General features: G+C 53.5%; 13 protein-coding genes. 9 read left to right on the top strand and 4 right to left on the bottom strand.

The window, feature by feature from the left end:
* Positions 1 to 506 precede the first annotated feature (506 nt).
* Positions 507 to 1,256, top strand: coding sequence for a triose-phosphate isomerase (gene tpiA / locus RJ38_RS02130; RefSeq protein WP_039017280.1), 750 nt, complete (start codon positions 507 to 509; stop codon positions 1,254 to 1,256).
* A 3-nt stretch (positions 1,257 to 1,259) separates the two neighbouring features.
* Complete coding sequence (locus RJ38_RS02135) at positions 1,260 to 1,679, top strand: hypothetical protein (protein WP_156121725.1); 420 nt, start codon at positions 1,260 to 1,262, stop codon at positions 1,677 to 1,679.
* Positions 1,680 to 1,776: 97 nt separating this feature from the next.
* On the opposite strand, the gene RJ38_RS02140 is transcribed toward RJ38_RS02135, so the two are convergent.
* The 3 genes from RJ38_RS02140 to RJ38_RS02150 form a co-directional block, all read right to left on the bottom strand.
* Positions 1,777 to 3,171 (bottom strand): TRAP transporter large permease, encoded by a 1,395-nt coding sequence (locus tag RJ38_RS02140; RefSeq protein WP_039017282.1) that lies wholly within the window; start codon positions 3,169 to 3,171, stop codon positions 1,777 to 1,779.
* Positions 3,171 to 3,869 (bottom strand): TRAP transporter small permease, encoded by a 699-nt coding sequence (locus RJ38_RS02145; protein ID WP_039017283.1) that lies wholly within the window; start codon positions 3,867 to 3,869, stop codon positions 3,171 to 3,173. Before RJ38_RS02145 ends, RJ38_RS02140 begins: the two co-directional genes overlap by 1 nt.
* A 75-nt stretch (positions 3,870 to 3,944) precedes the next feature.
* Positions 3,945 to 4,946 (bottom strand): DctP family TRAP transporter solute-binding subunit, encoded by a 1,002-nt coding sequence (locus RJ38_RS02150; protein ID WP_039017284.1) that lies wholly within the window; start codon positions 4,944 to 4,946, stop codon positions 3,945 to 3,947.
* Positions 4,947 to 5,140: 194 nt separating this feature from the next.
* Here RJ38_RS02150 and RJ38_RS02155 point away from each other — a divergent pair, with 194 nt between their 5' ends.
* Positions 5,141 to 6,322, top strand: a complete 1,182-nt coding sequence (locus RJ38_RS02155) for a cytochrome P450 (protein ID WP_039017285.1) — start codon at positions 5,141 to 5,143, stop codon at positions 6,320 to 6,322.
* 45 nt (positions 6,323 to 6,367) lie between these two features.
* Entirely contained in the window at positions 6,368 to 7,603 is a 1,236-nt protein-coding gene (locus tag RJ38_RS02160) for an Hsp70 family protein (protein WP_039017286.1), read from the top strand.
* 60 nt (positions 7,604 to 7,663) lie between these two features.
* Here the strand turns inward: RJ38_RS02160 and RJ38_RS02165 are convergent, their stop codons facing one another.
* Complete coding sequence (locus RJ38_RS02165) at positions 7,664 to 8,134, bottom strand: Lrp/AsnC family transcriptional regulator (protein ID WP_039017287.1); 471 nt, start codon at positions 8,132 to 8,134, stop codon at positions 7,664 to 7,666.
* A 140-nt stretch (positions 8,135 to 8,274) separates the two neighbouring features.
* On the opposite strand from RJ38_RS02165, the gene RJ38_RS02170 reads away from it, so the two are divergent.
* From RJ38_RS02170 to RJ38_RS02190, 5 genes are read left to right on the top strand one after another with little or no spacing between them, the layout of a single operon-like run.
* Complete coding sequence (locus RJ38_RS02170; RefSeq protein ID WP_052245135.1) at positions 8,275 to 9,273, top strand: NAD(P)-dependent oxidoreductase; 999 nt, start codon at positions 8,275 to 8,277, stop codon at positions 9,271 to 9,273.
* A complete protein-coding gene (locus RJ38_RS02175; protein WP_039017288.1) occupies positions 9,270 to 9,587 on the top strand; it encodes a DUF2849 domain-containing protein in 318 nt (105 codons plus the stop codon). Before RJ38_RS02170 ends, RJ38_RS02175 begins: the two co-directional genes overlap by 4 nt.
* A gap of 3 nt (positions 9,588 to 9,590) precedes the next feature.
* On the top strand, positions 9,591 to 11,258 hold the full coding sequence (locus tag RJ38_RS02180) for a nitrite/sulfite reductase (RefSeq protein ID WP_039017289.1): 1,668 nt from the start codon (positions 9,591 to 9,593) through the stop codon (positions 11,256 to 11,258).
* Complete coding sequence (locus tag RJ38_RS02185) at positions 11,248 to 12,006, top strand: phosphoadenylyl-sulfate reductase (RefSeq protein ID WP_039017290.1); 759 nt, start codon at positions 11,248 to 11,250, stop codon at positions 12,004 to 12,006. The genes RJ38_RS02180 and RJ38_RS02185 overlap by 11 nt, the downstream gene beginning before the upstream one ends.
* Entirely contained in the window at positions 12,006 to 12,422 is a 417-nt protein-coding gene (locus tag RJ38_RS02190; RefSeq protein ID WP_039017291.1) for a DUF934 domain-containing protein, read from the top strand. The genes RJ38_RS02185 and RJ38_RS02190 overlap by 1 nt, the downstream gene beginning before the upstream one ends.
* Positions 12,423 to 12,500 lie beyond the last annotated feature (78 nt).

A 12,500-nucleotide genomic window follows, 5' to 3' on the forward strand; every position in this document is an offset into this window, starting at 1 on the left:
TCTTTGCAGATCTCGCAGCAGAGGCAGGCACCGGCATCGAAACCCAATCAAACCCAGTTGTTGGCGTAACTGCATCTTCCAAAGGCGGCGTGAACCCGGTTGCCACAGCTTGGTTCGCAAGCCAATTGGCATCAGAAGACGCATCAGACAAATAAGTTGACCCAATTTTGAAATTGAAAAGCCTCGGAGATCACTATTCGGGGCTTTTTGGGTTCAAGCAGGTTTTCTAGTTTTCTAGTTTTCTAGTTTTCTAGTTTTCTAGTTTTCTAGTTTTCTAGTTTTCTAGTTTTCTAGTTTTCTAGTTTTCTAGTTTTCTAGTTTTCTAGTTTTCTAGTTTTCTAGTTTTCTAGTTTTCTAGTTTTCTAGTTTTCTAGTGAAATCTGCTCTTGAAGCGTGAAAAGCAAACTAAATTTATCATAGCTTGCCGAGTTTAACAGTCCAGCTCTTGACGCGTCGGGCTGCGGCTGCGACTTCTATCCAAAGAACTCAATGTAGGATGGCGAAACATGCGCAAGAAGCTTGCAGCAGGCAATTGGAAAATGAACGGCACAAGCAATGCCATGACTGAAGTCACAGATTTGGCCGCGAGGTTTCCTGAATCCAACGTGGACATTCTAATTTGCCCGCCCGCCACTGCGCTCTCACAGTTGTCTGGTATCCTAGAACAAAGCCCCATCGCCACGGGCGGCCAAGATTGCCACGTCGCGCTTTCTGGCGCTCATACCGGCGACATCTCTGCCGAGATGTTGAAAGACGTTGGCGCGGGCTATGTGATCCTAGGGCATTCTGAACGACGTGACAGCTATAATGAGGTAAGCGAAACCGTTCGCGCAAAAGCCCGCACGGCGATATCGGCGGGGCTTACCGCCATTGTATGTCTCGGGGAAAGCCACGTACAGCGCGAAGCCAACAACACCCTTGATATCATCGGTGGTCAGTTGGCTGGATCAGTTCCAGACGGGGCGACGGGCGCAAATTTAGTCGTTGCCTATGAACCGGTTTGGGCCATTGGCACGGGCCTTGTTCCAAGCTTGGAACAAATCGCCGAGGTCCACGCCTTTATCCGGACGCGCCTCATTCGCCGTTTTGGCGAAGTCACTGGGATTGACATTCGCATCCTATATGGCGGGTCCGTCAAAGCCGCAAATGCGACGGGCATCTTTGCTGTCGCTGACGTCGATGGTGCACTTGTCGGGGGGGCTTCTCTGAAGGCCGATGACTTCGCAGGGATCATCAACGCCCTTCAACAGGCATAAACCGTGAACGGAAACAACGCCCCTGCCCTTGGGGAAAATCTCATGGCGGCGCTGCGCTTGTGGCAAGCACGCGTTGACGCCGAATTAAATGCACAAGGGTTTGACTTCATGGCGGGTGCCCAGGGTCAGGTCCTACATTTGATTGATCCAGGAGGCACGCCAAAAGACGTCGTCGCGGCACGCAGTCGCTTTGGCGTTGATATCTCGCCGTGGATCGCAGCTCTGATCCGAAGCGGAGCATTGGTGCAAGAAGACGATACCCAAGAAACCTTGCGCATCACCGACCTTGGCCAACGCGGTATGCGGGCCAGTCAGGTGGCACTTCAACGTGCGGAACGTCACGTTGAGGGAAACCTTTCACCCGGGCACTCCGACAGCGTGCGCAGTTTGGTTAATCTTTTGTTGGATCTGCCTCAGACCTGAGAGCGTCCAGCTTCGGTGTAATCTACGGTTACAACCCCACGACACAAAAAGGCCGGGCAGATCCAATCTGCCCGGCCTTTATTTCATTGACCACAAATCAATTCACGATGACTTCAGGTCCCATCAAGGAGTTGGGTAAGAAGGTCGAAATCACGGGCACATAGGTGATCAAGATCAGGAAGACGAACAGCACGGCCAGGAATGGAAGTGCGGCGCGAACGACACTCATCATCGGCATGCCCGCAACCCCTGAGGTCACAAACAGGTTCAGCCCTACCGGTGGCGTGATCATTCCGATTTCCATGTTTACAACCATGATGATGCCCAAGTGAATCGGATCAATCCCCAGCTGGATCGCGATGGGGAACACCAATGGTGCAACGATCACCAAAAGACCCGAAGGTTCCATGAATTGCCCGCCAATCAGCAGGATCACATTGACCACCACAAGGAACATCACGGGGCCAAATCCCGCAGACAACATGGCTTCTGCCACATGCTGAGGCACCTGTTCTTCTGTTAAAACATGTTTCAGGATCAAAGCGTTGGCGATGACAAACAGCAGAGTGACGGTCAATTTGCCCGCTTCAAACAGGGTGCGTTGCGTATCTGCGTGGAAAAAAGCAGTGACAACAGCCTGAGGTTTTTTCAGCAGGCTAATTTTTTCACGCCCATCCCGCGCCGCCAATGGCCCCATGTCGCGATATACAAAACAGGCAACAAAGAAGGCATAGACAGATGCCACGGCCGCCGCTTCGGTTGGGGTGAACCAGGCTTTCACATAACCGGGAATGCCATAGATGCCGAACATGATGATGAAGATCAGGAACAGCCCCCAAAAGGCGTCTCTGAAACTGTCACCGATCTCGGACCAGCCTGCGAATTTTCCGGATGGCATATTCTTGATCCGTGCCATGACATAGATCGCGACCATCAACATAAGCCCGGCCAGAATGCCCGGAAACACGCCTGCTAGGAACATACGTCCAACAGACACATCCACCGCAGAGGCATATACCACCATCACAATTGATGGCGGGATCAGGATGCCAAGCGTACCCGCATTACAGATCACACCTGCGGCGAATTCTTTGGTGTAACCGGCCTGAACCATGGCGGTGATCACGATAGATCCGATCGCCACAACAGTTGCAGGGCTGGACCCGGAAAGTGCTGCAAACATCATGCAGGCAAAGACGCCCGCAATCGCCAATCCGCCACGCAGGTGCCCCACACAGGCGATGGAAAACCGGATAATTCGCTGGGCCACACCGCCCGTCGACATAAACGTACTGGCAAGGATGAAGAAAGGAATCGCAAGCAGGGTGAAATGCCCCTCAAAGGCCTGAAACATCGTCTGCGCAACCGAAGACAATGAGCTATCTGAGAAGACCAAAAGGAACAGGATCGACGACATGCCAAGCGATACGGCAATTGGCACACCGATCAACATAAAGCCAATGACCAAGACAAAAAGAATGAGAACTTCCATTAGCTGACGCCCTTCTCGATGCCATCCATCGCAGCACCCAAACGTTCGCGTACTTCTTCGATTTCATCTTCAACTTCGTGGCTTGCAACCACACGATCAATCCGCTCCTTAACCATGTCAACGGCGGCCTGAACAAAGCGAAACAACATCAACGCCATGGACAAAGGCAACACGGCATAGGGAATGAAACGAGGCAGCTTGTCATATGGATCGCCATAGTTCATCGCACCCTCTAGCCAACCTAAGAACCAGGGGTTCGGCACGTCATTCACGATATACCAAGACCGAAAACTGGTCGGTTTCATCTCCTCAAATCCCAAAGGAAACCAACGCCCGGTGGTTTGCGGCAGATTGGCAAAGTTCGCCCAGTAATCCCAGGACCCTTTCAACAGCAAAAAACTATACACGATACAAACAAAAACCGCGATGGTACCAAGGGTTTTGCGATTCTTGCCATGGGTCGCATTGACCACAACGTCGACACCCAAATGCGCGCCTTTTTTAACAGCATAAGACGCCCCCATCAGCACAAGCCAGGCAAATAAAAATACCGACATTTCCTTTGCCCAGAGGATATTCCCTCCGCTTTTGCGCACAATTACATTTACAAATGCCAGCACAACCATCAGCCCAAGGATCAGCGCGATTACGCTTTCCTCAAGTCGGTCTATGCGGCTTTGACCCGGTTTCGGATGCATCGCCCTACCCCTTGATATCGTAGAATAAAAAGAACGCAGCCCCCTATGAGGCTGCGTTCAAATCTTGCAACTTGCTTAGTTCGCTGCGTTGATCGCCTGTGCGGCGTCGATGTTTTCCTGGCCAACATCGCCAGCAAACTGCGCCCAAACCGGCATCATGACATCAACCCAAGCTTGGCGCTGATCCGCAGTCAGCTCGTTGATTTTGCCGCCTGCATCCACAATGGACTGACGCGCAGCTTCGTTCACAGCAAAGGCTTCTGCGTTACGCACATCAGAGACCTCACCAAGGATGGTCATGAATTGGTCACGCACCTCAGGCTCAAGCCCATCAAGGAACTCAGTTGAAGTCACAACAAGATAGTCGATGATGCCATGGTTGGTTTCGGTCACGCCGTCCTGGACTTCGAAGAATTTCTTACCAAAGATGTTCGACCAGGTGTTTTCCTGACCGTCCACAACGCCCTGCTGCAACGCGCCGTAAACTTCGGAAAACGCCATTTTCTGGGGTGAACCACCGATCGCTTCCATCTGCGCCACAAGCACGTCAGAAGACTGCACGCGGAATTTCAGACCATTTGCATCTGTCGGCGCGATAAGCGGCACATTTGCAGACATTTGTTTCATGCCATTGTGCCAGAATGACAGGCCTTGCAGGCCGCGTCGTTGCATCGAATCAAGCATGCTTTGGCCAGCATCAGATGCCTGGAACGCATCAACAGCTTCGATGTCTTCAAACATGAAAGGCAAATCGAAAATGCGGAACTGACGGGTGAAGGCTTCGAACTTTGACAAGCTTGGCGCGGCCAATTGCACATCGCCATTCAACATTGCTTCCAGCACTTTGTTGTCGTCATATAAGGTCGAGTTCGGGAAGACCTCCATGCACATTGTGCCGTTCATTTCATCGTTAACGCGCTGTTCCAACAGGCTGGCCGCGATACCCTTTGGGTGCCGGTCCGTGTTGGTAACATGGGCGAATTTCACAACGGTTTCGCCTTCTTCACAAGACGCAAACGCGGCTTGACCCGTGGCAGAAAGCGCAAGCGCCATAGCAGCTGTGGCTAAGAATTTCATAGATATCTCCCTGATTATTCTTCAAAATAGTGGTGCGGTGTATCCCGCGTTCCATCTTTTGGGGCACTCCCCCTGACGCATAGTATTACGGCGAACGCGCCCGCGCTCAACCCCTCAGTTTGACGCGGCCCTAAGGTTCTCGCTTGCATCTTTGACCAAAAGCTAAAATACCTTCCTTTCCGGAGGAAATCACCATGCAAAAGTTCACCCAATCCGCCACCGATCCTGACTTTGTTCAGAACCCCTATCCGCTTTATACACGCATGCGGGCCGCAGGAGATTTGGTGTTTTGGAGTGATTACGACCTCATTTGTGCGACCTCTCATAAAGCCGTTTCAACCTTGCTGCGGGATCGTCGGTTTGGCCGCGAAGTGCCTGCGGATAAACGCAAACCCATCCCGGATCATCTGGCGCCGTTTTATGCGGTGGAAGCCCATTCCATGCTGGAGTTGGAACGCCCCCGCCACCCCCGTTTGCGGGGGCTTGTGATGCGGGCTTTTACCTCGCGCCGGATCAAGGAACTTGCACCTGAAATCGAAGCCCTCACCCATCAGTTGATCGATGAATTCCCCCGTGGTGGCTTTGATCTGCTGACGGCTTTTGCCCAAAAAATCCCTGTTGTGATCATCTGCCGCCTGCTTGGTGTGCCTGAAACAATGTGGCGCGAGCTGCTGGAATGGTCCAACGCCATGGTCATGATGTATCAAGCCGGGCGCACCCGCGAGATGGAAGACAAAGCCGTGCGCGCGACCGAGGAATTCGTCGCCTTCATGAAGGGTTATGTGGATGAGCGCCGCACAACCCCGGCCGATGATCTGATCTCAGCCCTAATTTCAGCCGAGGAATCGGGTGAAAAACTGTCGACAGATGAGTTGATCACGACCTGCATCCTGCTGCTGAATGCCGGGCACGAAGCCACGGTTCATTCCATTGGCAACGCTGTAAAAACCATTCTGGAACGTGACACCAAGGTAAACTTCACCCCCGAAGGCATTGAAAAGCTAACAGAAGAAACCCTGCGCATTGATCCCCCTCTGCATATGTTCACCCGCTGGTGTTATGAAGAGGTCGAAATCTGCGGACATGTTTTCCAACCCGGGGATGAAGTCGCCCTGCTGCTGGCCAGCGCCAATCGCGACGACAACACCTGGGCTGATGGCGACAGGTTTGATCCCACCCGCGAGATCCTGACCAACACAAGTTTCGGCGCAGGCGCACATTTCTGTATTGGCGCACCACTTGCCCGGATGGAACTTCAAATCGCCCTACCAATCTTGTTTGAACGCTGCCCAAATCTCGCCCTAGCAACGCAACCGAACTACGCCGATATCTACCATTTCCATGGGTTGAAAGCCCTGCCTGTCACTGCTACATAGGCCAGCCCCAGAACTGGAAACAGAACCACCAAAGGCCCGCAGATCATGTCACAAACGCTTGGAATTGACTTCGGAACATCGAACTCTGCCGCAGGAATTTCCATCAATGGTCGCCCCTGCTTGATCGAGGTAGAGGCCGGCGAAAACACCTTGCCGACAGCCGTGTTTTTCGATTTTGAGAACCAGAAAACGCTGTTTGGTCGTCAGGCAGAACGCGCCCTGATCAATGGGGATGACGGGCGGTATATGCGGGCGCTCAAAAGTATTCTTGGCACGCCATTGATGCATGAGAGCCGGATAATGATGGGGGAACGCGTCACTTTTGTCGACATCATTGCGCGTTTCCTGAGACGTATAAAATCCCGCGCACAAGAGGTGTGTTACCAAGACTTTGACCACGCGCTTTCCGGGCGTCCGGTGTTGTTTCATTCCAATGATCCCGCGCGAAATGAACAGGCGCTGAAGGATCTGACCCTATGTTATCTGGCCGCTGGCTTCAAATCCGTAGAGTTCATGCCAGAACCCGAAGCCGCTGCCTTGGCTGCCCGGCATAAGGGCGATGGATTGAAACTGATCGTGGACATCGGCGGCGGGACATCTGATTTTACAGTGTTCCAGAACACAGCCACCGGGATCGATATTCTTGCCAGCCATGGTGTGCGCCTGGGTGGCACAAATTTTGATCGCAGTATCAGCTTTGACCACGTCATGCATCATTTTGGTAAAGACAGCGAAATCCGCAAGGATTTCGGCGCAGGCACCCATGCAGCGCCGCGCGCGATCTTTCATGACCTCGCCACCTGGCAGATGATCCCCTTCCTTTATACATCTGAGGTAAAACGCAAAGTTTCCGACCTACAGCGGAATGCGGTTGACCAGCAGGCTTACACACGCCTGATGTCTGTGCTGGAAGACCACTTGGGACATGATGTCGCTTTTGCAGTGGAACGGGGCAAGATCCAAGTCAACACCGATGGCGAAGGTATGGTCAATCTAACGACGGTGGAACGGGGCTTAAATCAAGCCCTCAGCGTAAATATGCTAACCACTTCCCTGACGCCACATATGGAAAATCTTGCTGCTGCTGTGGGTGAAGCCCTGACATTGGCCAACTGTTCAGCCGATCAAATCGAAAGCGTCATTTTTGTCGGAGGGTCCAGCCTGATCAAAGACGTCAGCCGCACGGTGCAACATATCCTCCCCAAAGCCACCCTGCACTATAATGACGCCTTCACTGCAATTATCGACGGGTTGGCGCTTGCCAGCGCCAGGCCACGCTAACCCTTTCATCTTGCTGAAAATACTCCGGGGGAGTCCGTCTGCGGACGGGGGCAGCGCCCCCTACCCCTCGCGCAATGGCAGAGGGCGGTTGTTGATGATCTCTTCCATCGAAAGCAGCGCTGTCACGTTGTAAATGTCCACATCATCAATCAGCGCTTGGTAAAACTTATCATAGGCCCGCGCATTGGTGACGCGCACTTTCAGGATGTAATCAATATCACCCGCCAAGCGATGCGCTTCCATCACCTCGGGGCGCGCGTTTAGGGCCTTCATGAACTGTTCTTTCCAGCTGGCCGCATGTTGCGATGTACGGATCAGAACAAAGAAACAGCTTTCAAAACCAAGGGCTTCAGCATCCAGAACCGCCGTCTGCCCTTTGATCATGCCGCTTTTCTTCATCTTCTGAATGCGATTCCACACAGGCGTCTTACTTGAGCCCGCTTTGCGCGCAATTTCATCCAATGACTGGCCCGCGTCTTCCTGCAGGGCCATTAGGATTTTCCGGTCGATCTCATCAATACGGACTGACATTCCGTTTCTCCTTAAACTCCGGAAACATTTATCCACCTCAGGTGATAACCGGAATGATTGTTCTTATCTACGCCCGATACTAGCGCAATATCGGGAAAATATCCTATATTGAACCCTGAAACAAGCAGGATTGCGGAACAATGGACCATTTCCCGATTTACATGAAGACCGAGGGCACACGTATTGCACTGTCTGGCGGCGGTGATGCAGCCATTGCGAAACTGCGCCTACTGATCAAAACTCTTGCAAAAATTGATGTTTTCGCAACCTCCCCATCAGAAGCGATCCGCACCCTGGCGCATGAGGGAAAAATTTCCCTGCACGCACGCGGTCTGCGTTTCACCGACCTACAAGGTGTGATGATGGTCTATGCGGCCGATGAAGACAAAACGCTTGATGCAAATGTTCGCGCCCTTGGCAAAGCCGCAGGCGTTCTAGTGAATATCGTGGACAATTTGCAAGACAGCGACTTTATCACCCCCGCCATCGTTGACCGTGCGCCTGTGACCGTGGCGATTGGCACCGAAGGGGCAGCGCCTGTCTTGGCCCGCGCGATCAAGGCCGCTTTGGAAGAAGACCTATCCCCGGTTCTTGGCACGCTTGCGGAAATCGGAAAATCTTTCCGCTCGCGGGCTTTTGCCTTGCCTGCGGGGCGTGCACGGCGTGATTTTTGGGCTGACTATTATAATCACGTCGGGCCACAGGCCCATGCCGCTGCTGGTGAAGCGGGCGTGCGTTCCGCGCTTGATACGCTTTTGATCCAACACCTGAATGAAGAGGATGCCGCCGGTCGCATTGATCTGATCGGCACTGGTGCGGGCGAAGCTGACATGCTGTCGATCCGTGCACGGCGCGCCATTGATCGTGCTGACATTATTATTGCAGACGCTGATGTTTCCGACGAGGTCCTTGAATTGGCCCGCCGCGAAGCCGATTTCCTGCCCGCGTCCACTCCTGCGGCTGACATTCTTCGGGCCGCTAATAATGGTGCCGCAATTGTGCGCCTTAAACCTGGCACAGGCACCCCAGATGATCTGATCACACAGGCCCTCGGCGCTGGCATCGAATGTGCCATTCTGCCCGGTCTGCCCTTTACAAAACCAACGACACCCCAGCTTCAGCAAGGACAATTGTCATGAGCCGACGTCCCTTCACACCAAAAGTCATCACCGCCAACCACCTGCTGTCAGGTGACGTGATTTACTGGTCCGCGGACAGCTGTTGGGTCAATGCCCATGCAGATGCCGCATTGTTCACGCAACAAGACGCGGCAGAGACCCAGCTTTCCCAAGCAAACGCCCAACAAAATATCGCTGTTGGTGTGATGTTGGCGGACGCCGTCATGGGCACCAATGGCCCGGAACCTGTGCATTTCCGCGAAGAATTTCGCGCCACAGGCCCCTCCAACTACTTCCACGGCAAGCAAGCTGACACAGCAAGCGCAGGAGCATAAGACATGTACCATTATAACGACTTTGACCGCGCCTTTCTGACTGAGCGTAACGCACAATTCCGCGCCCAAGTGGAACGCCGCGTCGAAGGCAACTTGACCGAGGATGAATTCAAACCCCTGCGTCTGATGAACGGCCTGTACCTGCAATTGCACGCCTATATGCTGCGCGTTGCGATCCCTTATGGCACTGTTTCGTCAGCACAAATGCGTCGTCTTGGCGATGTTGCTGCGAAATATGACAAAGGTTACGGCCACTTCACCACGCGTCAAAACATCCAATACAACTGGCCCACTTTGTCAGATGTGCCGGATATTTTGGACAGCCTGGGCGAAGTTGGCCTGCATGCGATCCAGACCTCTGGCAACACCATTCGCAACGTCACGGCCGATCATTTCGCCGGTGCCGCCAAGGACGAGATCGAAGATCCACGCCCGACAGCTGAATTACTGCGCCAATGGTCTACAGACCACCCGGAATTCCAATTCCTTCCGCGTAAATTCAAGATCGCGATCACCGGTTCCCCCAATGACCGCGCCGTGACCAAAGCCCATGATATCGGGCTGCGTATGGTGCGCAATGAGGCGGGCGAACCTGGTTTTGAAGTCATCGTGGGTGGCGGTCTTGGTCGCACGCCAATGGTGGGGAAAGTGCTGCGCGCCTTCCTGCCAAAAGCCGATCTTCTGCCCTATTGCGAAGCTGTGGTTTCTGTCTGGAACACCCTTGGTCGTCGCGACAATAAATACAAAGCCCGCATCAAGATCACCGTGCATGAAAACGGCATTGAGAAGATCAGCGAGCTGGTGGAAGAGCGTTTCAACACGCTGCGTCCACAGTTTTCTGGTGTGGATCAGGAATTACTGGCCGACATCGAAGCGCATTTCAAAGCCCCCGATTGGGAAGCCTCTGACACGGGTATTTTTGATGCCGCCTACGCGACAGATCCTGTATTCCGGTCTTGGGTCGACACCAATATTTCTGAACACAAACAAGATGATCATGCGATTGTGTCGATCTCGCTGAAAGCCCATGGAGCGACGCCTGGCGACGCGACCACCGAACAGATGCACCTGCTGGCGGACCTGGCGCGTGACTTTGCTTATGATGAACTTCGTATCAGCCATGAACAAAACGTCATCCTGCCGCATGTAAAGAAATCTGACCTGCCAAAGATCTTCAAAGCCCTCAAAGCTGCCGGTCTGGGCACGGCGAATATTGGGCTGGCCTCAGACATTATCGCATGCCCTGGTATGGATTACTGTGCGCTTGCGACAGCGCGTTCCATTCCCGTGGCGCAACAGATTGCCAACCGCGTGCAGGAACTGGGCGTGGAACATGACATTGGCGCGCTGAAGATCAAGATTTCCGGCTGCATCAATGCCTGTGGTCACCACCACGTGGGCCATATCGGCATCCTTGGTTTGGACCGCGCCGGTGTGGAAAACTACCAGATTACCCTTGGTGGCGACGGCACGGAAACCGCCGCCGTTGGCGAACGTGCGGGCCCTGGTTTTGCCTATGACGCGATTGTTCCGGCGATTGAACGTCTGGTTCTGGGTTATCTTGATCTGCGCCTTGATCCGGCGGAAACTTTCCTCGCGACCTATCGTCGGTTGGGCGCGGCACCGTTTAAATCTTTGCTTTATCCAGAGGATGCACGTCATGCCGCTTGAAGCCCCCCTTCCCGCAGCAAGCGAACGGGCCAAGGAGTTAAACGCGCGTTACCGTCACCATGGTGCACGTGACATCTTGGCCCATGCGCTGAATGATCAGCTGACCGGTCGCATTGCGATGGTGTCATCCTTTGGCGCGGAATCCGTTGTCCTGTTACATCTGCTGGCAACACTTGATCGCACCGTGCCCGTATTGTTTCTGAACACCGAAATGCTGTTTGAGGAAACGATCGACTATCAACGTCAGGTCGCTGAGAAATTGCGCCTGACCGATGTGCGTGTGATCACACCCAACCGCAATGAGATGTTCCTTGAGGACAACGAAGGTCTGCTTTGGCAGAAATCCACGGATGCCTGCTGTGACCTGCGCAAAACGCGGCCGCTTGAAAAAGCACTGTCCGGGTTTGATGCTTGGATCACCGGGCGCAAACGCTATCAATCTGGCACGCGTGCGCAGATGGATCTGTTTGAGGCCGACGGCGAAAGCCGTATCAAGGTTAACCCAATGGCCCATTTCACGCCGGAAACGATCCGTGAGTATATGGAAAACAACAACCTGCCACGTCACCCATTGGTGACAAAAGGTTTTGCATCACTCGGTTGTGCCCCATGTACATCACGTGTGCGCGATGGCGAAGACCCACGTGCAGGCCGCTGGCGCGGACAAGATAAATCAGAGTGTGGCATTCACTTTGAAAACGGAAAAATGGTGCGCACTCCGGTGGCCCAATCAGGGGAAGTATTCTGATGACTGTAATCATTAATGACACGGGTTTCGCGGGCGACGATTGGGAACACGGGTTTTTCACATTGGATGAATTGCCCGCAAACCACCCGCCGGCCCTTGCGGTGGATCTGCCATCAGACATGTCGGTGGATGACCTGCCAAAGCTTCTGCATGACGTGGATCTGGTGCGCATCGATTTTCCATCTTTTGCCGATGGACGTGGTTTCACCCTTGCACGTCGTTTGCGTGATCTTGGCTTTGTTGGCCGTTTGCGGGCGCGTGGGCATGTGATTTCTGATCAATATGCCATGGCGCGACGTTCCGGTTTTGACGAGGTCGAGATCGATGACGACCTTGCTGCCCGCCAGCCCGAAGGTGAATGGATTGCCCGCGCCAACTGGCAAGACAACAATTATCAGTCGCGTCTGCGCGGCTGATTAATCATTCGCACACAAACAAACTAGACCTCCAGGGCAATTTGCCCTATTGAGGGATGAGAGGACGTGGGGTATTCC

Origin of the sequence: Halocynthiibacter namhaensis, assembly GCF_000812685.1 — a bacterium.
GTDB classification, from domain to species: domain Bacteria; phylum Pseudomonadota; class Alphaproteobacteria; order Rhodobacterales; family Rhodobacteraceae; genus Halocynthiibacter; species Halocynthiibacter namhaensis.

Bases quoted from the DNA above. Each gene is read 5' to 3' on its own strand.
- tpiA (WP_039017280.1), top strand. From the start codon at position 507: ATGCGCAAGAAGCTTGCAGCAGGCAATTGGAAAATGAACGGCACAAGC.
- RJ38_RS02140 (WP_039017282.1), bottom strand. From the start codon at position 3,171: ATGGAAGTTCTCATTCTTTTTGTCTTGGTCATTGGCTTTATGTTGATC.
- RJ38_RS02145 (WP_039017283.1), bottom strand. From the start codon at position 3,869: ATGCATCCGAAACCGGGTCAAAGCCGCATAGACCGACTTGAGGAAAGC.
- RJ38_RS02150 (WP_039017284.1), bottom strand. From the start codon at position 4,946: ATGAAATTCTTAGCCACAGCTGCTATGGCGCTTGCGCTTTCTGCCACG.
- RJ38_RS02155 (WP_039017285.1), top strand. From the start codon at position 5,141: ATGCAAAAGTTCACCCAATCCGCCACCGATCCTGACTTTGTTCAGAAC.
- RJ38_RS02160 (WP_039017286.1), top strand. From the start codon at position 6,368: ATGTCACAAACGCTTGGAATTGACTTCGGAACATCGAACTCTGCCGCA.
- RJ38_RS02165 (WP_039017287.1), bottom strand. From the start codon at position 8,134: ATGTCAGTCCGTATTGATGAGATCGACCGGAAAATCCTAATGGCCCTG.
- RJ38_RS02170 (WP_052245135.1), top strand. From the start codon at position 8,275: ATGGACCATTTCCCGATTTACATGAAGACCGAGGGCACACGTATTGCA.
- RJ38_RS02175 (WP_039017288.1), top strand. From the start codon at position 9,270: ATGAGCCGACGTCCCTTCACACCAAAAGTCATCACCGCCAACCACCTG.
- RJ38_RS02180 (WP_039017289.1), top strand. From the start codon at position 9,591: ATGTACCATTATAACGACTTTGACCGCGCCTTTCTGACTGAGCGTAAC.
- RJ38_RS02185 (WP_039017290.1), top strand. From the start codon at position 11,248: ATGCCGCTTGAAGCCCCCCTTCCCGCAGCAAGCGAACGGGCCAAGGAG.
- RJ38_RS02190 (WP_039017291.1), top strand. From the start codon at position 12,006: ATGACTGTAATCATTAATGACACGGGTTTCGCGGGCGACGATTGGGAA.